Origin of the sequence: Streptomyces sp. NPDC047974 (assembly GCF_040653375.1) — a bacterium.
Classification (GTDB): Bacteria; Actinomycetota; Actinomycetes; order Streptomycetales; family Streptomycetaceae; genus Streptomyces.
Genome location: NZ_JBEZNU010000002.1, coordinates 41,840 through 64,268, shown reverse-complemented (window position 1 = coordinate 64,268; position 22,429 = coordinate 41,840). Strand labels below are relative to the sequence as shown.

The window sequence follows — 22,429 nt, the reverse complement described above, 5'->3', positions numbered from 1 at the left end:
TTCCCGGGCCGACGCCATCCCGACCGAGGAGAACCTTGCCCGACGCGCACAGCACCACCCCGTCCGCCGACGCTTCCACCAGCCCCTTCCCGCTGCCCCCGCTCGCCGCCCAGGCGGAGCGGCTCATCGAGCTCGGGGTGCCCGCCCGCACCGGCGTCGACGCCGGCGAGCTGCGGGCCTACGCCGAGAAGGCCGCCGCCGACGCCCCGGCCGGCTCCCTGCTGGCCGTCCACCCGGACGCCGCGCCCGCCTCGGCCCTCGCCCCGCTGCTCGGCCTCGCGGACAAGCCCGGCTTCGTCGTGGTCGACATGGAGGACGTGGACGCCTTCGCCCCGCAGGGCGTGACGCTCCCCGACGGCCCCTTCTACCTGGTCCACGACCTGGACCGGGGCGACCACATGGGCAACTGGTCCCCCGAGGAGGCCCTTCCGGCCCTCACCGGCGCAGGGCGCACCCCGCTGCTCCTCACCGAGGGCATCCACTGGCTGCTCCAGCGGCCCGAGGTCCTGGAGCGCAACAAGTGCTTCATGACCATCGGTTCGCGCCTGCGCAAGCCCAACGGCTCCTTCGACGCCCGCACTCCGGCCATCTGGATCAGCAACGGCACCGGACGCGACGGCAAGGAACGCAAGGGCGCGCCCAAGGTCGGCTGGTGCTGGTGGAACAACCGCCACACCTGGCTCGGCTTCGGCTCCACCACCGGCCGGAACGGCTAGACCGCTCCGCCGGGGATCCCCAGGGCCCGGGCCAGATAGGGCGCGGTGCGGCTGTCCGCCGCGCGCGCCACCCGGGCCGGGGGTCCCTCGGCGACGATCCGGCCGCCCGCGTCGCCGCCGCCCGGTCCGAGGTCGATCACCCAGTCCGCTCCGGCGGCCACGTCCATGTCGTGCTCGACGACCACCACCGTGTGGCCGCCGTCCACGAGCCCCCGCAACTGGCGTACCAGGACCTCGACATCGGCCGGGTGCAGCCCGGTGGTCGGCTCGTCGAGGACGTACAGGGTGTGGGTGCGGCGCAGGCGCTGGAGCTCGGCGGCGAGCTTGATGCGCTGCGCCTCGCCACCGGAGAGTTCGGTGGCGGGCTGGCCGAGCCGCAGATAGCCGAGGCCGACGTCGAGGAGGGTGGTCAGGCTCCGGGCCGCCGCCGGCACCTCCGCGAAGAAGGCGGCCGCCGACTCCACGGTCAGGTCCAGGACTTCGGCGATCGTCAGGCCGCGCAGCCGCACCTGGAGGGTCTCCGGGTCGTACCGGGCGCCGTGGCAGTCGGGGCAGGGGGCGTACGTGCTCGGCAGGAACAGCAGCTCCACCGAGACGAACCCCTCGCCCTGGCAGGTCTCGCAGCGGCCGCCCCGCACGTTGAACGAGAAGCGTCCGACCTTGTAGCCGCGGGCCCTGGCCTCCTCGGTCTCCGCGAACAGCTTGCGCACCACGTCGAAGAGGCCGGTGTACGTGGCCAGGTTGGAGCGCGGGGTGCGGCCGATCGGCCGCTGGTCGACCGTCACCGTCCGTCCGCCGCCCTCGGTCTCCTCGGCGAGCGCCGCGACGAGGGTGGACTTCCCGGAGCCCGAGACGCCGGTCACGGCGGTGAGGGCGCCCCGGGGGAAGGCGGCGTCCACCGCGCGCAGGTTGTGCCGGGTGACGGGGCCGGTGCGCAGCCACCGCTCGGGGGCGAGCGCGGGCCGCTCGGGCACGGGGGACCGGTCGAAGAGGAAGCGGCGGGTGGCCGACTCCTCGACGTGCGCGAGGAGTTCGGGCGGACCGCTGTGCAGGACCCGGCCGCCGTGCTCCCCGGCGCGCGGGCCGACGTCGACGAGCCAGTCGGCGTGCCGGACCACGTCCAGGTGGTGTTCGACGACGAAGACCGTGTTGCCGGCCGCCTTCAGCCGGTCGAGGACCACGAGGAGCGCCTCGGTGTCGGCCGGGTGCAGGCCGGCGGACGGTTCGTCGAGCACGTACACGACGCCGAAGAGCCCGGCGCGGAGCTGGGTGGCGAGCCGCAGCCGCTGGAGCTCCCCGCTGGAGAGGGTGGGGGTGGTGCGGTCCAGGGAGAGGTAGCCGAGGCCGAGTTCGGTGACGGTGGCGATTCGGGCGAGCAGGTCCTCGGCGAGGACACGGGCGGTCTCCGGGCCGCCGGGCGTGGTGGTGGGGCCGGTGGGCGCGGCGGTGGGGCCGGTGGCTGTGGTGGCCCGCGAGGCCGGCGCGGCGACCGGGGTCAGTACCTCGGCCAGGGCGGTGAGCGGCAGCGCCGCCAGCTCGGCGATGGTCCGGCCCGCGAAGGTGACGGCCAGTGCCTCGGGGCGGAGCCGGCTCCCGCCGCACACCGGGCACGGCGCGCTGGTGAGGAAGCGTTCCGCCTTGGCCCGCAGCGCCGGGCTCTTCGACTCGGAGTAGGTGCGCAGGACGAGCCGGCGGGCGCCGGTGTACGTGCCCTGGTACGGGCGCTGGATCCGGCCCGCCTCACGGACCGGGTGGACCGTGACGACCGGCTGCTCGTCGGTGAAGAGGATCCACTCCCGGTCCTTCGGGTCCAGCTCGCGCCAGGGCCGGTCGACGTCGTACCCGAGGGCGTCGAGGACGTCGCGCAGGTTCTTCCCCTGCCAGGCGCCGGGCCACGACGCGACGGCTCCCTCCCGGATCGACAGGCCCGGGTCGGGGACCAGGAGTTCCTCGCCGGTCTCGTGGATCCGGCCGAGGCCGTGGCAGGACGGGCAGGCACCGGCGGCCGTGTTGGGGGAGAAGGCGTCGGAGTCGAGCCGCGGCGCCCCCGCCGGGTAGTCGCCGGCGCGGGAGTAGAGCATCCGCAGCGAGTTCGACAGGGTGGTGACCGTGCCGACGGAGGAGCGGGCGCTCGGTGCGGCGCGCCGCTGTTCCAGGGAGACCGCCGGGGGCAGGCCGGTGATCTCCCCGACCTTCGGTGCGCCCACCTGGTGGATGAGCCGGCGGGCGTACGGCGCCACGGACTCGAAGTAGCGGCGCTGCGCCTCCGCGTAGACGGTTCCGAAGGCGAGCGAGGACTTCCCGGAGCCGGAGACGCCGGTGAAGACGGTGAGGGTGTCGCGGGGGATGTCGACGTCCACGGCCTGGAGATTGTGTTCGCGGGCGCCGCGGACACGGACGTAGGGGTCGTGGGCGGAGGCTGGATCCAGCATTCGGAGATTTTATCCAATATCCGTTTCTCGGCCGGTATCCGTCCCTCGCCCGCTCCGGGGTGTCAGCCCCGCCGCCCGGGCCAGCCCCCGGTACGAGGCGAGCAGAGCGTCCCGGTCGTACGTGCTCGTCGTCACCAGGATCTCGTCCGCCCCGGTCTCCCGCACGGCGTCCGCGAGCCTCTCGGCCACCTGCGGCTCGGTGCCGTACAGATGGCCGGCGAGCCCCTCCTCGTACAGGCCGCGCTGGCGGTCCGTCATCGCCAGCCGCTCGATCCGCTCCGGCGGCGCGAGCGGCGGGAAGTCGCCCCGGGTGCGGGAGTACGCCACGCCCCAGGCCTCCGGGACGAGCAGCCGGCGCGCCTCCGCCTCGGTCGGGGCGACGGCGATCGTGCCGGAGACGACGACATACGGCTCCGAGGCCCACGCCGAGGGCCGGAAGGCGGCCCGGTACGCGTCCACGGCGGCCAGCAGGCGGGAGCGGTGGCGCAGGTCCCCGACGACCAGCGGCAGCCCCGCCTCCGCGGCGATCCGGGCGCCCGCGCCGGTCGCGAGCACGAACGGCGGGACCCGCAGCCCCTCCGCCGGGCGGGCGTGGACGCCGGGATGGGCCGTCTGGGTGCCGGTGAACCAGCCCAGCAGCTCCTCGACGCGCTCCGGGAAGGACTCCGCCTCGTCCTTCTCGTGGCCGAGGGCGCGCCGGACGCCGTCGGTGAAGCCCAGCGAGCGGCCGAGGCCCATGTCGATCCGGTCCGGGAAGAGCGAGGCCAGGACGCCGAACTGTTCGGCCACCACCATGGGCCGGTGATTGGGCAGCATCACTCCTCCGGTGCCCACCCGGATGGCCGTGGTGGCGGCGGCGACGGCCGCGGCGAGCACGGTCGGCGCGGAACCGGCGACACCGGGCACGCCGTGGTGCTCGGAGACCCAGAAACGGTGGTAGCCGAGCGCCTCCACCTCGCGGGCGAGCCGCACGGTGTCGCGCAGGGCCTGGGACGGCGACTCGCCCTCCCGTGTGCGGGAGCGGTCGAGGACCGAGAGGCGGAGGCCCGGGGGCAGAGTGCTCATGAGGGTTCCAACACGCGCGTGCCGCCGGTGTTCCCGGCGGCCGCCCCCCGTCGCGCGGCGGTTGTCGGTCCCGGCTCCTAGGCTGGACGCGTGACAGGAGACTCCCGGCCGCTGGCCGTCTTCGACCTCGACGGCACCCTGGCCGACACGGCCCACCGGCAGCACTTCCTGGAGCGCAGGCCGCGGGACTGGGACGCCTTCTTCGGGGCGGCTCCGGACGACCCGCCGCTGGTGGAGGGCGTGGTGCTGTGCCGGTCGGCGGCCGGGGAGTGCCAGGTGGTGTACCTGACCGGGCGTCCGGAGCGCTGCCGGCGGGACACCCTGGAGTGGCTGGCCGCGCAGGGACTGCCCGAGGGGCCGCTGCACATGCGGCGGCACCGCGACTTCCGGCCGGCGCGGGTCACCAAGGTGGAGATCCTGCGGCGGCTCGCCGCCGGCCGGGAGGTGCGGATGCTCGTCGACGACGACGGGCTCGTCTGCGACGCCGCGGAGGAGGCCGGCTTCCCGGTCGTCCGCGCCCGCTGGGCGACCCCCTCCGAGGCGCTGAGGGAGGCCCAGGAGCGCGAGGGCAGGACCTGACCCCGGACGGGGCCCGCGGCCCGACCCGCGTCAGGCGCCGTCGTCCAGCCGGAAGCCGACCTTCAGACCGACCTGGTAGTGCTCGATCCGCCCGTCGACCAGGTGCCCGCGGACCTGCGTGACCTCGAACCAGTCGAGGCCGCGGAGCGTCTGCGAGGCGCGGTCGATGCCGTTGCGGATGGCCTGGTCGACGCCCTCGGTGGAGGTGCCGACGATCTCGGTGACGCGGTAGGTGTGGTTCGACATGGGGGGCGGATCCTCTCAGTGCCCGCGAGTGGGTCCACTCCACCGTGCCCCAGCGCGCGGCACCCCGCGACACGACGCGGAGGCGGTCACGCCCCCTTCGCCCGTACCCGTGGGTAACCGTTCCGTATGCCCGCCCGATCCGGGAACGAGATGGTCAAGGACTTGACCACCTCGGTTGGTCCAGACCAGAATCCTGGCCACATACCCGCGCGAACATCCCGTTCGGTCCCCCCACACGTCGGGTCAGCCGCCCATGTCGCACCACCGTGTGCTGAACCGAAGGTGACCTCCGTGAAGAACCGCTTTCTCGCATGCCCGCTGGCTGCCGCCACCGCACTCGCCCTCGCGGGCTGCGGGCTGTTGCCGGGCTCCGGGGGCGAGACCCGCACGGTCGACATATGGCTCATGCGGGACAGCGTCAGCGAGGACTTCCTGAACCGCTTCACCGAGGCGTACGAGGACGAGCACGACGACGTCGAACTCAACGTCACCATCCAGGACTGGACCGGCATCGGCAAGAAGGTCACCGAGGCCATCAAGGGCGGCGGCGGACCGGACCTCATCGAGGTCGGCAACACCCAGGTCGCCCAGTACGCCGACACCGACCGCCTCTTCGACCTCACCCTGGAGTCCGTCCGCGACCTCGGCAGCGAGGACTGGCTGCCCGGCCTCGCCGAACCCGGCAGCGTCGGCGGCTCCCAGTACGGCATCCCCTGGTACGCCGCCAACCGCATCGTGATCTACAACAAGGACCTCTTCGCCCAGGCCGGCGTCGCGGAACCGCCCGCCACGCGCGCGCAGTGGCTCGACGCCACCGAGAAGCTGAACCGCCAGGGCTCCCAGGGCATCTACCTGGCCGGCCAGGACTGGTACACCCTCGCCGGCTTCATCTGGGACGAGGGCGGCGAGCTGGCCGTCGACGAGGGCGGCGTCTGGAGCGGCACCCTCGACAGCCCCGAGGCCCTGCGCGGCATGGAGTTCTACAAGGACCTCCAGTCCCTCGGCGCGGGCCCGAAGAACGCCGACGAGCAGAACCCGCCGCAGGCCGAGGTCTTCGCCCGCGGCGACGTCGCCCAGATCGTCGCCGTGCCCAGCGCCGTCTCCGCCATCCTCAAGGCCAACCCCGGCCTCAAGGACAAGCTCGGCTACTTCCCCGTCCCCGGCAAGAAGGCCGGCACCCCCGGCGCCGTCTTCACCGGAGGCTCCGACCTGATCATCCCGGAGAACGCCCCCGACCGCTCCGCCGCCCTCGACGTCGTCAAGGCGCTGGCCGGGGAGAAGTGGCAGACCGAACTCGCCCGCGCCATGGGCTACGTGCCCAACAAGAAGGGCCTCGCCTCCGTCGTCTCCGGGCAGGAGGCCACGGCGGCCATGGCCGCCGGCGCCGCCAACGGACGCGCCACCCCCAACTCCCCGCAGTGGGCCAGCGTCGAGGGCGACAACCCCATCAAGCCCTTCATGACCGCCGTCCTGGAGGGCGAGGACGCCAGGAAGGCGGCCCGCAAGGCCTCGGAGGCCATCACGGAGACCCTGGCCGAGTAGGGCCGGACGGGCCGGACGGGCCGGACGGGCTGGCAGGGCCGGACGGGCCGGTAGGGCCACGTCGGGAGAGCGGGTCGGGTGGCCGAGCGGGTCGGGAACGGTGGCGACGGGACCGTCGGCCAGGGGAGGCGGCCGGCCGCTCCGGCCGGGCGGCGAGCCGCCTGCCCCGGCCTGGAGGCCCGGCGGCCGGGCCGGGTGGCCGGGCCGGGTGGCCGGGCCGGGCGGCCGGGCGCGGAGCCCCCGGGTACGGGCGCCGCGGAGCATTCAGCCTTCCCACACCCGCGATCCCCCGGGCGGTCATGTCGAATCCAGCCTGCGGCGGAAGAAACGAGGGGCCGGTACGCACCGCTCGCGGACCGGTGCCGACCTTCACCTTCCGTATGCCGGAGGAGACCGCCATGACCGCCCTCTCGCACCTGCTCGCCGACGCGACCGCCCCCGCCGTCCCCGTGCCCGCGGGCATCCAGCCCGCCGTGACGCTGCCCGCGCAGCCCGGACGGGCCGGCGGCCCCGAACCCGAACCGCGCTACCTGGTGGGACTCGCCCGCGACCAGGAGGACGTCCGCGCCGCCCAGCGCCTGCGCCACCTGGTCTTCGCCGGCGAGATGGGCGCCCGCCTCGACGGACCCGAGCCGGGCCTCGACACCGACGCCTTCGACGCCTACTGCGACCACCTCCTGGTCCGCGAGGAGTCCACCGGCGAGGTCGTCGGCACCTACCGGATCCTGCCGCCCGAGCGGGCCGCCGTCGCCGGCCGGCTCTACTCCGAGTCCGAGTTCGACCTCGCCCGGCTCGCGCCGATCCGCCACGACCTCGTCGAGGTCGGCCGCTCCTGCGTCCACCCCGCCCACCGCAACGGCGCCGTCATCGCCCTCATCTGGGCCGGCCTCGCCCGCTACATGACCAGCACCGGCCACGAGTGGCTCGCCGGCTGCTGCTCGATCCCGCTCGCCGACGGCGGCGCGCTCGCCGCGGCGACCTGGGACACCGTCAAGGCGAAGCACCTCGCCCCCGAGGAGTACTGGGTCACCCCGCACAAGCTGTGGAACGCCGACGGCGTCCGCCGCCCCGAGGGCCGCACCGAACTGCCCCCGCTGCTGCGCGGCTACATCCGGCTGGGCGCCTGGGTCTGCGGGGTCCCGGCCCACGACCCCGACTTCGGCGTCGCCGACCTGTACGTGCTGCTCTCGCTGCGCCGGACCAACCCGCGCTACCTGCGCCACTTCCTCTCGCTCGTCCCGGCCTCGTGAACGACGCGGTCCCGGTCCCCTCGCCGTGGCTCCCCACGGCGCCCTGCACCCCGGGCCGCCGCTGCGCGGCCCACCCGGACCCCTTACCGGCCACCCGGGCCGCCTTCCGGACCGCGCCCGCGGCGCTCGCCGGCGCCCGCCTCGCGGCGGGCCTCGCGACCGTCCTCCTCGGCGTGCTCCTGCTGCCCGTGGTGGGCCCGCTGCCCGCCGCCGCGCGGTACGCCCTGGTGCGGCTCTGGACACGGGCGGTCGTCCGCGCCTTCGGGGTCCGGCTGACCGTCACCGGCGCCCTCCCGGACGCCGGCCGGTCCGCGCTCGTGGTGGCCAACCACGTCTCCTGGCTCGACATACCGGTCGTCGCCGCCGTCCTGCCCGGCCGGATGATCGCCAAGCGCGAGGTGCGCGGCTGGCCGGTGCTCGGCCCGCTCGCCGCCCTGGGCGGCACGCTCTTCATCGACCGCGACGGGCTGCGCCGGCTGCCGGGGACGGTGCGCGAGGTCGCCGGGGTGCTGGCCGGCGGCGGCCGGGTGACGGCCTTCCCTGAGGGCTCCACGTGGTGCGGGCGGGACGGTGGGCGGTTCCGTCCGGCGCTCTTCCAGGCCGCCGTGGACACGGGATCCGATATACAACCCGTACGCATCGCCTATCGGCCCGAAGGGGCGGCGGCGTACGTGGGGGAGGACCCGCTGGGCGCGTCGCTGTGGCGGGTCGCGCGGACGCCGGGACTCACCGTGGAGATCCGGATACTGGATCCGATATCCGCAATCCAGTATCCAGACCGTCGGCTTCTCGCCTCCGCAGCCCAGCGGGCCGTCCTGCCGACTTCCTACCGGGCCGTCGCCAGCGACAGCGCGAAGCGGCCCTCAGCGTCCGTCCACCAGCGCGTCAGCTCGAACCCGGCCTCGGCCAGCTCCGTCCGCACGCCCTCCTGACGGAACTTCGCCGACACCTCGGTCCGCAGCTCCTCGCCCTTCTCGAACTCGACCATCAGATCGAGCTCGGGGATCTTTACGGTCAGCGCGTGCCGGGCGCGCAGCCGCATCTCGATCCACTCGCGCTCCCGGTCCCACCGGGCCACGTGGTCGAAGTCGTCCGGATTCGCGTCGGCGCCCAGCTCCCGGTCGAGCACGGCCAGCACGTTCTTGTTGAACTCCGCCGTCACCCCGGCCGCGTCGTCGTACGCGGCCACCAGGGTCGACTCGTCCTTCACCAGGTCCGTGCCGAGCAGGAAGCCGTCACCCGGCGCCGTCATCTCCCGGACCGAGCGCAGGAACGTCCGCCGCTCCTCCGGCAGCAGATTGCCGATCGTGCCGCCCAGGAACGCCACGAGCCGCGGCCCCGGCGTCTCCGGCAGCGCGACGCTCCGGGTGAAGTCGGCGATCAGCGCGTGCACGTGCAGCCCGGGACGGTCGGCGAGCAGTGCCTCCGCCGCCCCGGCCAGCGCCGACTCGCTGACGTCCACCGGCACGTACGCGGCAAGGTCCGGCAGCAGCGCGTCGATCAGGAACCGGGTCTTCTCCGAGGAACCGGAGCCCAGCTCCACGAGCGTCCTGGCCCCGGTCGCCGCCGCGATCTCCGGCGCCCGGTCCATCAGGATCTCCCGCTCCGCCCGCGTCGGGTAGTACTCGGGCAGCCGGGTGATCTCCTCGAACAGCTCACTGCCCCGCGCGTCGTAGAACCACTTCGGCGGCAGCTCCTTGGGCGTGCGGGTCAGGCCGTGCAGCACATCGGCGCGCAGATCCGCGGCGGCCGCGTCCGGGGCGAGGGTGCGGGTCAGCTGGAACGTGCTCACGCGGTGAACTCCTTGAGCGGAATGAGGGTGACGTCGGAAGGGCGGGCGGTGACGAGCGTGTGCTCGGGCACCTCCTGCCACAGCGGATCGTCGTCGTAAGGTTCGGAGGCCACGACCACCCGGTCGGGGCCCGACAGGTACCACAGGCTGTTGCCCCAGGCCGTGGCGGCGATCTGTTCGCCGTCGGTGAGCAGCAGGTTGAGCCGCGCCTCCGGGGCCGCCTCGGCGGCCGCCGTCACCGTCTCGGCGAGCGCGTCCCCGGGGCTCCGGCCCGCCCGGAGCCGGTGCAGCACCAGGGCCCACAGCAGCGCCGCGTCGGTCCGCGCCTCCAGTTCGAGCAGCTCCGCCGCCGGCAGCGTCGACGCCAGCGGTGTCAGCGTCCCCGGCCAGCCCGGCACGGCGCCGTTGTGGCTGAACAGCCACGGCCCCGAGGCGAGCGGCGCGGCCGCCGCCTCACCGTCGGCGCCCGGCAGCGTCGCCCCCCGGACCGCGCCGAGGAACGCCCCGCTGCGCACGACCCGGGCGAGGTCCGCGAAGGACAGGTCGCCCCAGATGGGCCCCGTGCGCCGGTACCGCGCCGGGACCGGGTCCCCGTCCGCGTACCAGCCGACGCCGAAGCCGTCCGCGTTCACCACACCGCTGGTCTGCGTCCGCGGCGCCCAGGCCTGGCGCAGCAGCGCATGCGGCGGCCTGACGATCAGGTCGCCGAGCGCCACCGGCTCGCCCAGATAGGCGAGATGACGGCACATCAGTCCGTCTCCGCGGAGCGGGCGGTGCGGAAGCCGGCGAAGATCTGCCGCCGTACCGGATAGTCCCAGTTGCGGAAGGTGCCCCGGCAGGCCACCGCGTCCACCGCGAACGAACCGCCGCGCAGCACCTTGTGCTCGGGACCGAAGAACACCTCCGAGTACTCCTTGTACGGGAACGCCCGGAAGCCCGGGTACGGCAGGAAGTCGCTCGCCGTCCACTCCCAGACGTCACCGATCAACTGCCGCACGCCGAGCGGGGACGCACCCGCCGGGTAGCTCCCCGCCCGGGCCGGCCGCAGATGCCGCTGGCCCAGGTTGGCGTGGTCCGGGCCCGGGTCGGCGTCGCCCCACGGATAGCGGTGCGAGCGGCCGGTCACCGGGTCGTGCCGGGCGGCCTTCTCCCACTCCGCCTCCGTCGGCAGCCGCCGCCCCGCCCACCGGGCGTACGCGTCCGCCTCGTACCAGCTCACGTGGACCACGGGCTCGTCCTCCGGCACCGGCTCCGTCACGCCGAAGCGGCGGCGCAGCCACTGACCGCCCTCCTGCCGCCAGAACAGCGGGGCCACGATGCCGTGTTCACGGATCTGGGCCCAGCCCTCCGGGTGCCACCACCGGCGCTCGGTGTAGCCGCCGTCCGCCATGAACGCCAGGTAGGCGCCGTTGGTGACAGGCACCGTGTCGATGTGGAAGGCGGCCACGGTGCGGACGTGCGCCGGACGCTCGTTGTCCAGCGCCCACGGCTCGTCCGACGTTCCCATCGTGAACGGACCGGCGGGTATCAGGACTTCGGGCGGAAGCGGCGCCGAGGGGTGCACCGGGGGAGGCGGAGCGCTCAGCGCGGCCGGCCCCTTCCTCAGCTGATGGGTGATCAGCATCGTCTCGTCGTGCTGCTGTTCGTGCTGGGCGATCATCCCGAAGGCGAATCCCTCGTCCAGCAGCGGACGTCCGTCCGGGCGCACCTCGGTCAGGACGTCGAGGACACGGGTCCGCACGTCGGAGGCGTACGCCCGGGCCTCGGCCGGCCCGAGGAGCGGCAGCGACGGCCGCTCCGAACGGGGGTGCGCGAAGGCGTCGTACAGCGGGTCGATCTCCGGCCGCAGGGCATCCCGGCCCGCCACCTCCCGCCACAGCCACTGCTCTTCCTGGTTCCCGATGTGTGCCAGGTCCCAGACGAGGGGGGACATCAACGGAGAGTGCTGCGCGGTGAGTTCGCCGTCGTCCACGCTGTCCGTGAGCAGCGCGGTGCGCTCCCGGGCGGTCGTCAGCGCCTCCAGCGCCCGCTCCCGCAGCGCTTCCGGGCCGAGCTTCCCGCCCGCGGCCGGGCCCGTCTCCGTGCCCGTCGTCGTGCCGGTCGTCGTGTTCGTATCGGCCGTGCTGGTCATGACGTCACCACCTGGAGCTCGTCTGCGGGGCAGCCCCCGGGGTCCACATACCGTTCCCGGAAGGCGTCGACGGCCTTCCGTACCTGCTCGCTCGCGCCGATCCGGTGGAGGGCGGGCCGGACCGCGGCGAAGACCTCGACCGCCACCGCGTGCAGCAGCGGATCGGCGAGGCCGTCCCTGGCGGCCCGCAGCCAGAGCGGGTTGCGGGGCGCGGGTTCCGTCCCGGCCAGCTCCGCCAGCGGCCGTACCGCCCGGTACACCGCCTCGGACGCCGTCACGTCCTCGAAGGCCGCGGCCGCCACCGCCACCGGCACCATCCAGCCGTCCGGGCCGGGCTGCGCGTCGATCATCCGCAGTTCCAGATGCCCGCGCGGCCGGACCGGCGGGAAGAGCGTCGTCAGGTGGTAGCGCAGGTCGTCGGCGTCGGCCTGCCGGGGCTTCCCGGTCCGCAGCCACTCCCGGAAGGTCAGTCCCTCCGGCACCAGCCACGGGCCGTCGCCCTCCGCCCGCACGCAGAGCACCGGCGTGTCCAGGACGTGCGCGGCCCACGCCTCGCGCGGGTCGCCGTCCGCCGGCGGGGCCAGCGCCCGCGTCGGGTCCAGATCCGTCCACAGCGCCTGCCGGGTGGAGCGCCAGCCGGTCGGACGCCCGCCGTGCAGCGGGGAGTTGGCGAAGACCGCCACGAGGACCGCGCCGAAGAGGTGCGCCAGCTCCCAGCGGCGCAGATAGCCGAGCGGACCCGGCTCCTCGTGCCCCGCGTCGAGGCAGACCTGCACCGAGGCCGACTCGCACATCATCGCCCGGCCCGAGGGTCCCGTCCGGCCCAGCGCGAGCTCCATCGCGTCGTACCGGGGCTCGCGCAGCACCCGCTCGCGCGGTGCGTGCCAGGGGTCGACCCCGTATCCGCTCAGCGTCAGACCGAGCGGTCCGAGCGCCGTGCGCACCGCCGACAGGTCGGAGGCGAGGGAGTCCATGCATTCCATGAGAGAACCGGCAGGGAGCGAGCTGAGCTCCAGCTGCCCGCCGGGTTCGAAGGTGAGCGACGACACCAGGGGCAAGGACCGTACGGTGTCGAGCGCGGCCGCCAGACGGTGCGGACGCACCGGTTCACGCGGGTCGCGCAGGTCGTGGACGAGCCACTCCAGCTCCGCCCCCACGGTCCGGGGCGGGCCGGTCTTGAAACAGATACAGCGCAGCAGGTCCTCTGCCGCCTCCTCGGTGAGGGGCGGGCCGCTGCGCGGAGTGACGCCGGGCGCCATCCGTGCACCTCCAAGTGCTGGTCGCGGAGCCGTTCGGCTAGCCGCTGCCTTCCACCTAAGGCCACGGTCGGGCAGCGTGCAAGAGCGCGTCGGCGCCCCCGAGTGCGCCCTCCGCGCCCCCAGTGGGGCGCTGCGGCGGAGAGCCGAGAAAGACTCAAGAGTTACCCGAGCAAGACTCAAGCAAGACTCAAGCCGGATTCGAGTGAGATTCGAGTGAGATTCGAGCGAGGTTCGAGTGAGACTCAAGGGGGATTCGAGAGTGGCCCGAGGCAGACTCGAGGCAGACCCGAGGGAGACCGGATGAAGACTCGACGGTGATGCGAGGATGACCCGGGCAGGAACCGAGCCCGCTCCGGAGGGGAGCCGAGGGCGAGCGGGGAAAACCGTTTGTCCCGAACCCGCCGAAACGATCATCCTCGGGACATGAGTGCACGACTGCGCGAGATCGCGCGGCAGACCGAGGCGATCGTCGCCGCGGCTTCCTACACCGCCCCCGACGGGCGGACCGTCTCCCTCCGCGAGGACCTCTCCGCCGCCCTGGCCGGAACCAGGCTGTACGGCCCCGAGCCGGTCCCCGTCGCCCCCGCCACCGGCCGCGCCGGCCGCATCGAGGTCACCGGCGAGAGCAGCCTCGCCGCCGCCCGCCGGATGACCGCCGCCGACCCGGCCGGGCCGGTCGCCGTCCTGAACTTCGCCTCCGCCCGCAACCCCGGCGGCGGCTACCTCAACGGGGCCCAGGCGCAGGAGGAGGCCCTGTGCCGCTCCTCCGCCCTCCACGCCACGCTGCTCCGCGCGCCCGCCTACTACGAGCACCACCGGAGCGAGCGGGACGCGCTCTACACCGACCGGGTGATTCACTCGCCCAGGGTCCCGGTCTTCCGCGACGACCGCGGCGCGCTGCTCGCCACCCCCTTCACCGTCGGTTTCCTGACCTCTCCGGCCCCCAACGCCGGCGTCGTCCGCCGCCAGGACCCGGCACGGGCCCACCTGGTGCCGGCGGCCCTGGCGTCCCGCGCCGAGCGGGTCCTGGAGACGGCGGTCGCCGCGGGGTACCGCCGGATCGTCCTGGGCGCGTGGGGCTGCGGCGTCTTCCGCAACGACCCGGCAGAGGTGGCCGGGGCCTTCAAGGCGCTGCTGACCGGTGACGGGCGGTTCGCCGGCCACTTCGACGAGGTCGTCTTCGCGATCCTGGACCGCGCCTCGGGCGCCCCGACCCTTGCCGCCTTCCATCGGATCCTGGATCCAATATCCTGATCCGCTCCGTAATGCGGTGTTCGTACCCCCGTGCGAGTCTGGAAGGACACGGACGCGCCGCCGAGTCGCGGCGCGGCCGAGAGTCTTCGTACGGGAGGCACGATCGTGGGCAAGAAGCAGACCCGGGTGAACAAGGGCGCCCGCACGGGTGGTCACGAACACCGCGAAACCCCGCCCGCCAAGGAGAAGAGCGGCAGCCCGGCCATGGGCGAGGCGCCGCGCTCCGTCATCGAGCAGCCCTCCCACCGCAGAGAGCGGAAGTTCGGCCACAACTGACCTCCGCGCGACAGGAAGTGCGCCCCTGCTCCCGCGCCGTCGTGCGGGAGCAGGGGCGCGACGCGAACGGGATCAGCCGTTCCGGTCCTTGATCACCACGACCAGCATGGCGGCTCCACCCACTCCGATGGCCCCTCCGGCGGCGATGCCGATCCAGCCGAATACCCGCCGGCCGAGTTCGTCGCCCTTCTTCTCCTCGTCCGCGGTGGACTCGACGGCGTCGTCGCCGGTTCCCGTGACGCAGACCTGACCCTCGTCCATTTCCCGGCTCCCGCAGAGGGCTCGTCCCTCCGAGGTGGCCAGACCCCAACTGGCGGTCAGCAGCCAGATTCCGGCGGCCGCGATGGCCAGGGCGATCGGAATCGCACAGCCGAGTACGGGCCCTTGCCGTGCCGGTGACGATGTCATGTGCCTGACACGCTCCTCGATGGGTTCCGCTGGTGGGCGGATGTCCGACGTCGACGTGCGGGTGGCGGATGCCCCCGGCGTCGGAGGCGCCCCGCACTCACTCACTAGAATATGGTTCTAATTTCGGCGTCATCATACCCGGCAAGGAGCCACGCACGGTCAGACCTGATGCCCGCGAGACGGAGTGCGGGCCGGGTCCGGCACGCCCGTGGCGCGTCGGACCCGGCCCGCGTACGCAGGGGGGGGCGTCAGGTCACGTGTCGGCGTCGCCGACGGTGATCTCGACCGTCGTCACCTCCTCCTCCGCGGCCGACCGGGCGCCCGGCACGGCCGCCGCGGCCGGGCGCTCGGAGCCGTTCGGGCCCATCGTGGCGAGCAGCTGGCGGGCCAGGCCGAGGCCCGTACCGCCCATGGTGAGCGCCTTGGCGAACATGTCCGCCATGCCGTCGGCACCGTTCAGGAGGACCATCTGGTCCACGTTCCCGAAGGCGGAGGCGCCGGCCTCGACGATCTCCGGCCACCGTTCGGCCAGCTGCTGCGCGACCACGGCCTCCTGGTTCTCCGCGAGGGCCGCCGCCCGCGCCTTGATCGCCTCCGCCTCGGCCAGACCCTTGGCCCGGGTGGCCTCGGCCACCGCGAGACCCTTGGCGTGCGCCGCCGCGGCCTCGGCCTCGCCGGTGACCCGGGTCGCCGTCGCCGACGCGGCGCTCGCCAGCTCGGTCTCCCGCGCCTTGGCCTGCGCGGCCGAGATCCGGGCGTCGCGCTCTGCCTCGGCCAGGGTCCGCGTCTCGTACGCCATCGCGTCGGCCGGCTTGCGGACGTCCGCCTGGAGCTGCTGTTCCTTGCGGTGCGCCTCCAGCTCCGCGACCCGGGTCTCCTGGACCACGACCTCCTGCCGCGAGGCCGCCTCGGCGAGCGGACCGGCCTGCCGGGCCCGGGCGCTGGCCTGGTCCCGCTCGGCCTGGTAACCGGCCTGGAGGATCTCGCTGTCGCGGGTCGCCTCCGACATCCGGGCCGCCGCCTGCTGCTCGGCCTCGGTCGCCAGCCGGTTGGCCTCCGCCTGCGCGATCCGGGCGTCACGCTGAACGGCGGCCGCGTGCGGGGCGGCGAGGTTCTTGATGTAGCCGGTCGGGTCCTCGATCTCGTGGATCTGGAGCGAGTCGACGATCAGACCGAGCTTCTCCATCTCCGTGCCACAGGCCGAACGCGCCTGCCCGGTCAGCTTCTCCCGGTCACGGATCATGTCCTCCACGGTCAACCCGCCCACGATGGCGCGGAGATGACCGGCGAAGACGATGTGGACCCGCTCGCTCATCAGCTTCTGCTGGTCGAGGAAGCGACGGGCCGCGTTGGCGATCGACACGAAGTCGTCGCCCACCTTGAAGATCACCACACCCCGGACCTTGAGCGGAATGCCCTGGTGGGTGACGCATTCGACCTGCAGCTGCGTCTCGTTGAGGTCCAGCGACAGCTTCCGCACCGCCTGCACGCCGGGCACCACGAGGGTGCCGCGCCCGGTGACGATGCGGAACCCCATGCCGTCGCCGAGGCCCTCGTTCTTGTGGTTGGAACCGGAGATGATGAGGGCCTCGTTGGGTTCCGCGACCCGCCACATCATCTTGAACAGGACGATCAGGACGGCGACCGCGCCGACGACGGCGCCCGCCAGAATGCCGATGCCCATGGGAAAGGTCCCCCTTCACCGGAGCCGTGCGGATCCGGTGAAGGGAGTGTGCGCCCGGGGCGGCCGCGGCTCAACGGTCGTGCCGGACGTCGTGTCAGACGTCGTACACGGCTGTGACATAGACGGTGCGCGGAGGGAGGTGTTCCACGACGGTCACCAGGGTGCCGACCTCGATCCGCTCCTTCGGGGCCGCCGCGTACGCGAGGAAGTGCTCGGCCCCGCCGCGGATCCGAAGCATCACCTCGCCGACGAGCCCGGGCCCGATGGTCCCGGTCACGCGGCCGAGCAGTCCCAGCATCGAGCTCTCCATCGACTCGTCCATGCCTGAACGGTACGTCAGAACGGTACGTCAGAACCCCTGCGTACGGAGGGGGTTGCCGTCCCCGTCGATCAGCGGACCGAGCGGATCGGCCGCACCGCGAGGGCGCCCAGGACCGACAGCACCGCCGCGACGAGGAACAGCGGCGTGTAGCCGCCGCCGATCGACACCACGGCCGAGGCGACGAAGGGCGCCACGATCTGCGGTCCCGCGTTGGCGACGTTCAGCACGCCCATGTCGCGGGCGGCGTCCTCCGCCGCCGGGAGCACCATGGTCACCAGAGCCGTGTCCACCGCCATGTAACAGCCGAAACCGAGGCCGTTGACGACCGAGAAGACCAGCATCGCCGTCCAGCTGCTGGAGAACGCCGGGACGAGCAGCGCCCCTGCGGCCAGCGCGGCGGAGGCGCCGACGAACAGCTTGCGGCGGTCGTAGCGGTCGGACAGCCAGCCGCCGATCACCGTCGAGACCACCATGGCCACGGAGTTGACCGGCATCAGGATGGCGACGGCCTCCTCGGCCGAGAGCCCGGCCGGCAGATCGGTGTGGTCCTTGAGGATGTAGAGCTGGAAGCCGGACACCGCGAAGTAGCCGAGGACGAGCAGCGCCCGGCCGATGAACGCCCAGCGGAAGTCGTGGTCCTTGAGCGCGCTGCCGAAGGCGGCGATCTGCGCCTTCACCGGCAGCGGCGCTTTCGCCGGCATCCGTTCCTCGCGGGCGAGCGCGGTGAAGACCACGGAGGTGACGGCGACGATCGCGCCGAAGACCAGATAGCCGGTCCGGTAGTCGTCGGAGTAGGCCGCGCCGACCAGGGCACCGATCGTGGAGCCGATGGGCAGACCGAGGCCGACGGCCGCGGAGGCCTTGCCGCGGGAGGCGAGCGGGACGCGATCGGGCACGACGGACGTGAGGGCCGCCTGGTACACGTTCATCACCGCCTGCCCGAGGCACCATGCGATGGTGACCAGCAGGATCGTGTGCACGCTGCCGAGCAGCAGCATCACCGGCACGGCGAGCAGCCCGCCGCCGAGGATCCACGGGTTGCGCCGCCCGGAACGGTCGGAGAGCGCCCCCGCGACCGGGTTGAAGACGGTCGCGAAGATCGCTGATATGCCCGCGACGAGCCCGAAGTTCGCCACCTTCTCGGCCGGGTCGACGGCCTCGATCTGGAGCGCGAGCAGCATGCCCGCCACACCGACGTAGAGCGCGTACATCGCGCTGTTGCCGAGGAGGAGCAGGGGGAGCAGTCCACGGGTGGGGCGGGGGCCGGCGGGGGAGTGCGGGCCGGCGGGGCCGGGGGCGGAGCTCGTAGCGGCTGCGGCTGCGGCTGCGGCTCCGGCGTGTGCCTTGGCCTTGGAGTCGGGCCTGGCGTCGGCTCCGGCGTGGGTTCCGGATCCGGAGCCGGTCCCGGGGGAGGAAAGGGCCACGTTGCCCTCCAGGGGAGAACGCCCGATGAGGGGGCGGAAGGCGGATGATTTCGGGGTAGTGACACGTGTCAGTGACGCGTGTCAGCATTGTGTAGCACTCGATTCCGGCCATCCGCCAGACCTGCCGCCGGATTGTTCTGGAAAGATGCCGAAGCGATGAGTCAGTCGATCGAACAGCCTGCCGACGGCACCCCGGGCCGCACCCCCGCCCGCACCGTGCCGACCAGCGCCGACGTGGCGCGCCTCGCGGGCGTCTCCCGGGCCACCGTCAGCTACGTCCTGAACAACACCTCCGCGGTCCGCATCAGCGAACCGACCCGCGAGCGGGTCCGCGAGGCCGCCCGCGAGCTGGGCTACGTCCCCCACGCCGCCGCCCGTACCCTGCGCGCCGGCCACAGCCGGATGGTGGTCCTGCCCAGCGCGCACGTCCCCATCGGCCCGCTCTACAGCCACTTCTTCAACGACCTCCAGTGGGCGCTGCGCCGCCTCGACTACACCGTCGTGCAGTACGGCAGCGTCGGCCTCGCCCCCGAGGACGCCGCCCGCGCCTGGGCCGAGCTGCGCCCCGCCGCCGTCGTCTCGGTGGGCGAGGTCGAGGTGACCCCCGCGGCCGTGGAGATCCTCAGGCGCTCCGGCGTCAAGGCCGTCATCACCGTGGGGACCCGGCCGACGGAAGGCGCCCACTCCCTCGTCCTCGACCAGCCGCGGGTCGGCCGGGTCGCCGCCGAGCACCTCATCGCCACCGGCCGGCGCCGGATCGGCGTCGTCGTCCCCGAGGAGTCGGGCCTCGGCATGTTCTCCGGCCCCCGCCTGGACGGCGCCCGCCACGCCGCCGAGGCCGCCGGCCTCGGAGTCGTACCCCTTCCCCTCGCGTACACGGAGGAGTCCGCCGCGGCACTGGCCGCACGCTGGCCGGAACTCGCCCTCGACGGTGTGTTCGCCTACAACGACGAGTACGCCATGCTCCTGATGCGCGCCCTCCAGGACGCGGGCGTCGCCGTGCCCGAGCAGACCGCCGTCGTCGGCGCCGACGACCTCCTCCTCGGCCGGCTCCTGCGCCCCCGGCTGAGCACCGTGCACATCGACCTGCTCCAGGGCGGCGAGCTGGCCGAACTCGTCGACGGCGCCGTGAACGGCACCGCCGTCGAGACGAGCACCCGCCCCCTCCTGGGCTCGCGGGTCGTCCGGCGCGAGTCCAGCTGAACGCTTAGCGTCGGTTCATGAGCACTCACCCGAACCGATACGAGATCCTCCTGGTCCCCGGCCACGTCGAGGACCGGGGCGGCGCGAGCGTCGCCGACAGCGCGGTGCGCTCCGCCGTGGTGGAGCGCACCGGCCGGTACGGCGAGTCCGGATACCCGATCTACGAGGGCCACGGCATGACCGCCGACATCGACCCCGAGACCCGCACGGTGGAAGCCCTCCTGGTGGACGGCCGCGAGCTGGACTACGGGCTGGTGGCGCTGGTGAGGGACGCGGGGGAGGGCTGAGGGCGGCCGGGGACGGCAGGGGAGACGGACGGGGCCGGCTGAGGACGCCTGGGAAGGAGGGGCGGGAGGTCAGCGGTCCCCGTCGTCCGCCGTCCCGTTCGCGTCCCTCCGGCGTCCCGGGCCCGTCGAGCGGTCCAGCTGCCAGGCGAGGAGCCGGGTCACGGTACGGGCCGCGTCCGGGCCGAAGCGTTTCCCCGCCGCCTCGGCCGCGCGGACGACGTAGGCCTCGGCTTCGGCGCGGGCGGCTCCCGGGGTACGGGCCTCCCGTTCGGCGTGGGCGGCTTCGGCGGCACGGAGTTCCGCCTCGGCGCGGGCCAGCTCGGCGTCGTACGCGTCGGCCTCGAAGTCCCGCTCGGGAGGGCGCGACTCCCCGTCGGGAACCAGCCACTCCGTCCACTGGACGACGTCGCCGTGGCGCTGCACGACCGCAGAGAGGAAGCCGCAGCATCCGCCGGTGCAGTCGGGTTCGCCGAGGTCGACGCGGCGCGGCCGGCGCGTCGCCCGCAACGGGCTGGGGGCACCCGGCGGGAACATCCGGTCGACGTCCACGCCACGGGCGCCGGGCCCCGCGCCCTCCTCGACGACGTCCTCGCCGTTGACGCACAGGCGCACCAGGCGGTGGCTTTCGAAGGACACCGCCCGAAAGGAGATCTCCAGCCGATCGAACACCGGACCAGCCTACGGGTCGAACACCGGACCGGCCCACGGGCCGTTGACAGCCGGGACGCCGGGGCCCAGACTCTGCGCGCGCAGCCGCGCGAAACTTGTTTCACCAGGCGAACAGAGTCGTTCCGCCGGGACCGGGAGAGATCCGATGAGCATCCGCGACGTGTACATCGTCGACGCCGTCCGCACCCCCATCGGGAAGTTCGGCGGCGCCCTCGCCTCCGTACGGCCGGACGACCTCGCCGCCCATGTCGTCAAGGCCCTCGTCGACCGCACCCCCGACCTCGACCCGGCCCTCGTCGACGACGTCTACTTCGGCGACGCCAACGGCGCCGGCGAGGACAACCGCGACGTCGCCAGGATGGCCGTCCTCCTCGCCGGCCTGCCCGTCACCGTCCCCGGGGTCACCGTCAACCGCCTCTGCGGCTCCGGCCTGGAGGCCGTGATCCAGGCGGCCCGCGCGATCGCCCTCGGCGACGCCTCCGTCGCGATCGCCGGCGGCGTCGAGTCCATGTCCCGCGCCCCCTGGGTGCTCCAGAAGCCCGAGCGCGCCTTCCCCGCCGGCCACCAGCAGCTGCACTCGACCACCCTGGGCTGGCGCATGACCAACCCGGCGATGCCCGCCGAGTGGACCGTCTCCCTGGGCGAGGGCGCCGAACTCGTCGCCGACAAGCACGCGCTCGGCCGCGACGTCCAGGACGCCTTCGCCCTCGACAGCCACCGCAAGGCCGCCGAGGCGTGGGCCAAGGGACTGTACGACGGCGAGGTCGTCCCGTACCCGGGCGCGGAGCTGACCCGCGACGAGTGCGTCCGCGAGAACACCTCCCTGGAGGCGCTCGGCCGCCTCAAGCCCGCCTTCAGGGCCGACGGCGGCACGGTCACCGCGGGCAACGCCTCCCCGCTGAACGACGGCGCCGCCGCCCTCCTCCTCGTCGACGAGGACGGCCTGCGCGAGACCGGCCGCGAGCCGCTCGCCCGGATCCGCGCCTCCGCCGTCACCGGCATCGAGCCCCAGCTCTTCGGCCTCGGCCCGGTCGCCGCCGTCCGGCGCGCGCTGGGCAAGGCCGACCGGTCCTTCGCCGACCTGACCACCTTCGAACTCAACGAGGCCTTCGCCGCCCAGGCCCTCGGCTGCCTCGCCGAGTGGCCGGAACTCGACCCCGCGATCGTCAACCCGCGCGGCGGCGCCATCGCCCTCGGCCACCCGCTCGGCGCCTCCGGCGCCCGCCTCGCCGGCTCGGTCGCCCACCAGCTCGCCGCCGCCGGCTCCGGCACCGGTCTCGCCGCCCTCTGCATCGGCGTCGGCCAGGGCCTGGCCCTGGTCCTGGAGCGCTGACCGGAACCTCCGGGAGGAAGTCGTACGCGGTCCCCGTACGGGGAAGCCGTACGGACACGGCGTACGGGGAAGCCGTACGGACACGGCGTACGGGAACGGCGTACGGACACGGCGTGCGGACACGGTGAGAGCCCCCGCCGGGGCGGGGGCTCTCACCGGGCGCGGGGCGCCCAGGTCACTCGGACGCGGCCTGCTGCTGCGCCGCGACCGACTTGCGGACCTCGTCCATGTCCAGCTTGCGCGCCTGGCCGATGACGTCCTCCAGGGCGGCCTCGGGCAGCGCGCCGGGCTGCGCGAAGATCGCCACGTTGTCCCGGACGATCATCAGGGTCGGAATCGACCGGATCTCGAAGGCGGCCGCGAGCTCCTGCTGCGCCTCGGTGTCGACCTTGGCGAAGACCAGGTCCTGGTGGCGCTCGGAAGCGGCCTCGTACACCGGGCCGAACTGACGGCACGGTCCGCACCAGGAAGCCCAGAAGTCGATCAGGACGAATTCGTTGCCGCTCACGACCTCGTCGAAGTTGTCCTTGGTGAGCTCGATGGTGCTCATGCTTCCG

23 protein-coding genes are annotated in these 22,429 nt (G+C 73.6%); 10 read left to right on the top strand and 13 right to left on the bottom strand.

The annotated features are described in order from the left end of the window. The first annotated feature begins 35 nt into the window (after positions 1 to 35). Entirely contained in the window at positions 36 to 716 is a 681-nt protein-coding gene (locus AB0E19_RS03425) for a DUF5701 family protein (RefSeq protein WP_362172530.1), read from the top strand. Here the strand turns inward: AB0E19_RS03425 and AB0E19_RS03420 are convergent. Both AB0E19_RS03420 and AB0E19_RS03415 read right to left on the bottom strand, forming a co-directional pair. Further along, entirely contained in the window at positions 713 to 3,148 is a 2,436-nt protein-coding gene (locus AB0E19_RS03420) for an excinuclease ABC subunit UvrA (protein ID WP_362172527.1), read from the bottom strand. The genes AB0E19_RS03425 and AB0E19_RS03420 overlap by 4 nt on opposite strands. Positions 3,149 to 3,157: 9 nt before the next feature. Continuing rightward, entirely contained in the window at positions 3,158 to 4,213 is a 1,056-nt protein-coding gene (locus AB0E19_RS03415) for an LLM class flavin-dependent oxidoreductase (protein WP_362172524.1), read from the bottom strand. 90 nt (positions 4,214 to 4,303) lie between these two features. Here AB0E19_RS03415 and AB0E19_RS03410 point away from each other — a divergent pair, with 90 nt between their 5' ends. Continuing rightward, on the top strand, positions 4,304 to 4,792 hold the full coding sequence (locus AB0E19_RS03410; RefSeq protein WP_362172521.1) for a hypothetical protein: 489 nt from the start codon (positions 4,304 to 4,306) through the stop codon (positions 4,790 to 4,792). 30 nt (positions 4,793 to 4,822) lie between these two features. Here AB0E19_RS03410 and AB0E19_RS03405 read toward each other — a convergent pair whose 3' ends face one another. Next, the gene (locus AB0E19_RS03405; RefSeq protein ID WP_362172518.1) at positions 4,823 to 5,038 is read right to left on the bottom strand and encodes a dodecin; all 216 of its coding nucleotides are present in this window, start codon (positions 5,036 to 5,038) and stop codon (positions 4,823 to 4,825) included. Between the two features lie 291 nt (positions 5,039 to 5,329). On the opposite strand from AB0E19_RS03405, the gene AB0E19_RS03400 reads away from it, so the two are divergent. From AB0E19_RS03400 to AB0E19_RS03390, 3 genes are all read left to right on the top strand, one after another. Beyond that, positions 5,330 to 6,580, top strand: a complete 1,251-nt coding sequence (locus tag AB0E19_RS03400; protein ID WP_362172515.1) for an extracellular solute-binding protein — start codon at positions 5,330 to 5,332, stop codon at positions 6,578 to 6,580. A gap of 398 nt (positions 6,581 to 6,978) precedes the next feature. Next, the gene (locus tag AB0E19_RS03395) at positions 6,979 to 7,830 is read left to right on the top strand and encodes a GNAT family N-acyltransferase (protein WP_362172512.1); all 852 of its coding nucleotides are present in this window, start codon (positions 6,979 to 6,981) and stop codon (positions 7,828 to 7,830) included. Continuing rightward, positions 7,827 to 8,762 (top strand): lysophospholipid acyltransferase family protein, encoded by a 936-nt coding sequence (locus AB0E19_RS03390; protein ID WP_362172509.1) that lies wholly within the window; start codon positions 7,827 to 7,829, stop codon positions 8,760 to 8,762. The genes AB0E19_RS03395 and AB0E19_RS03390 overlap by 4 nt, the downstream gene beginning before the upstream one ends. On the opposite strand, the gene egtD is transcribed toward AB0E19_RS03390, so the two are convergent. Genes egtD through egtA form a run of 4 tightly spaced genes read right to left on the bottom strand, consistent with a single transcriptional unit; the run spans position 8,657 to position 13,012 of the window. Continuing rightward, positions 8,657 to 9,622: an L-histidine N(alpha)-methyltransferase gene (egtD, locus tag AB0E19_RS03385; RefSeq protein WP_362172506.1), complete on the bottom strand. Its 966-nt coding sequence runs from the start codon at positions 9,620 to 9,622 to the stop codon at positions 8,657 to 8,659. The genes AB0E19_RS03390 and egtD overlap by 106 nt on opposite strands. Then, on the bottom strand, positions 9,619 to 10,371 hold the full coding sequence (gene egtC, locus AB0E19_RS03380) for an ergothioneine biosynthesis protein EgtC (protein WP_362172503.1): 753 nt from the start codon (positions 10,369 to 10,371) through the stop codon (positions 9,619 to 9,621). Before egtC ends, egtD begins: the two co-directional genes overlap by 4 nt. Then, on the bottom strand, positions 10,371 to 11,753 hold the full coding sequence (gene egtB / locus AB0E19_RS03375; RefSeq protein ID WP_362172500.1) for an ergothioneine biosynthesis protein EgtB: 1,383 nt from the start codon (positions 11,751 to 11,753) through the stop codon (positions 10,371 to 10,373). Before egtB ends, egtC begins: the two co-directional genes overlap by 1 nt. Beyond that, on the bottom strand, positions 11,750 to 13,012 hold the full coding sequence (gene egtA / locus AB0E19_RS03370; protein WP_362172497.1) for an ergothioneine biosynthesis glutamate--cysteine ligase EgtA: 1,263 nt from the start codon (positions 13,010 to 13,012) through the stop codon (positions 11,750 to 11,752). The genes egtB and egtA overlap by 4 nt, the downstream gene beginning before the upstream one ends. A 423-nt stretch (positions 13,013 to 13,435) precedes the next feature. On the opposite strand from egtA, the gene AB0E19_RS03365 reads away from it, so the two are divergent. Beyond that, the gene (locus tag AB0E19_RS03365; protein ID WP_362172494.1) at positions 13,436 to 14,266 is read left to right on the top strand and encodes a TIGR02452 family protein; all 831 of its coding nucleotides are present in this window, start codon (positions 13,436 to 13,438) and stop codon (positions 14,264 to 14,266) included. A gap of 105 nt (positions 14,267 to 14,371) precedes the next feature. After that, positions 14,372 to 14,542, top strand: a complete 171-nt coding sequence (locus tag AB0E19_RS03360; protein ID WP_360609743.1) for a hypothetical protein — start codon at positions 14,372 to 14,374, stop codon at positions 14,540 to 14,542. 72 nt (positions 14,543 to 14,614) lie between these two features. On the opposite strand, the gene AB0E19_RS03355 is transcribed toward AB0E19_RS03360, so the two are convergent. The 4 genes from AB0E19_RS03355 to AB0E19_RS03340 all read right to left on the bottom strand — a co-directional run bounded on the left by AB0E19_RS03355 (position 14,615) and on the right by AB0E19_RS03340 (position 18,380). Then, complete coding sequence (locus AB0E19_RS03355) at positions 14,615 to 14,803, bottom strand: hypothetical protein (protein WP_362172491.1); 189 nt, start codon at positions 14,801 to 14,803, stop codon at positions 14,615 to 14,617. A gap of 400 nt (positions 14,804 to 15,203) precedes the next feature. Next, positions 15,204 to 16,634, bottom strand: coding sequence for an SPFH domain-containing protein (locus tag AB0E19_RS03350; RefSeq protein WP_362172488.1), 1,431 nt, complete (start codon positions 16,632 to 16,634; stop codon positions 15,204 to 15,206). A 94-nt stretch (positions 16,635 to 16,728) separates the two neighbouring features. Continuing rightward, the gene (locus AB0E19_RS03345) at positions 16,729 to 16,956 is read right to left on the bottom strand and encodes a hypothetical protein (protein ID WP_362172485.1); all 228 of its coding nucleotides are present in this window, start codon (positions 16,954 to 16,956) and stop codon (positions 16,729 to 16,731) included. Between the two features lie 68 nt (positions 16,957 to 17,024). Further along, positions 17,025 to 18,380 (bottom strand): MFS transporter, encoded by a 1,356-nt coding sequence (locus AB0E19_RS03340; protein WP_362172481.1) that lies wholly within the window; start codon positions 18,378 to 18,380, stop codon positions 17,025 to 17,027. Between the two features lie 156 nt (positions 18,381 to 18,536). Between AB0E19_RS03340 and AB0E19_RS03335 the strand changes: the two genes are divergently transcribed. Together AB0E19_RS03335 and AB0E19_RS03330 are read left to right on the top strand one after the other, a co-directional pair. Continuing rightward, complete coding sequence (locus AB0E19_RS03335; RefSeq protein ID WP_362172478.1) at positions 18,537 to 19,583, top strand: LacI family DNA-binding transcriptional regulator; 1,047 nt, start codon at positions 18,537 to 18,539, stop codon at positions 19,581 to 19,583. A 17-nt stretch (positions 19,584 to 19,600) separates the two neighbouring features. Beyond that, positions 19,601 to 19,870: a hypothetical protein gene (locus AB0E19_RS03330; protein ID WP_362172475.1), complete on the top strand. Its 270-nt coding sequence runs from the start codon at positions 19,601 to 19,603 to the stop codon at positions 19,868 to 19,870. 69 nt (positions 19,871 to 19,939) lie between these two features. On the opposite strand, the gene AB0E19_RS03325 is transcribed toward AB0E19_RS03330, so the two are convergent. Beyond that, positions 19,940 to 20,506, bottom strand: coding sequence for a hypothetical protein (locus tag AB0E19_RS03325; protein ID WP_362172472.1), 567 nt, complete (start codon positions 20,504 to 20,506; stop codon positions 19,940 to 19,942). Between the two features lie 178 nt (positions 20,507 to 20,684). On the opposite strand from AB0E19_RS03325, the gene AB0E19_RS03320 reads away from it, so the two are divergent. Next, the gene (locus AB0E19_RS03320) at positions 20,685 to 21,872 is read left to right on the top strand and encodes a thiolase family protein (protein WP_362172469.1); all 1,188 of its coding nucleotides are present in this window, start codon (positions 20,685 to 20,687) and stop codon (positions 21,870 to 21,872) included. A gap of 175 nt (positions 21,873 to 22,047) precedes the next feature. Here AB0E19_RS03320 and trxA read toward each other — a convergent pair whose 3' ends face one another. Further along, complete coding sequence (trxA, locus tag AB0E19_RS03315) at positions 22,048 to 22,422, bottom strand: thioredoxin (protein ID WP_360609752.1); 375 nt, start codon at positions 22,420 to 22,422, stop codon at positions 22,048 to 22,050. Between the last annotated feature and the right edge of the window lie 7 nt (positions 22,423 to 22,429).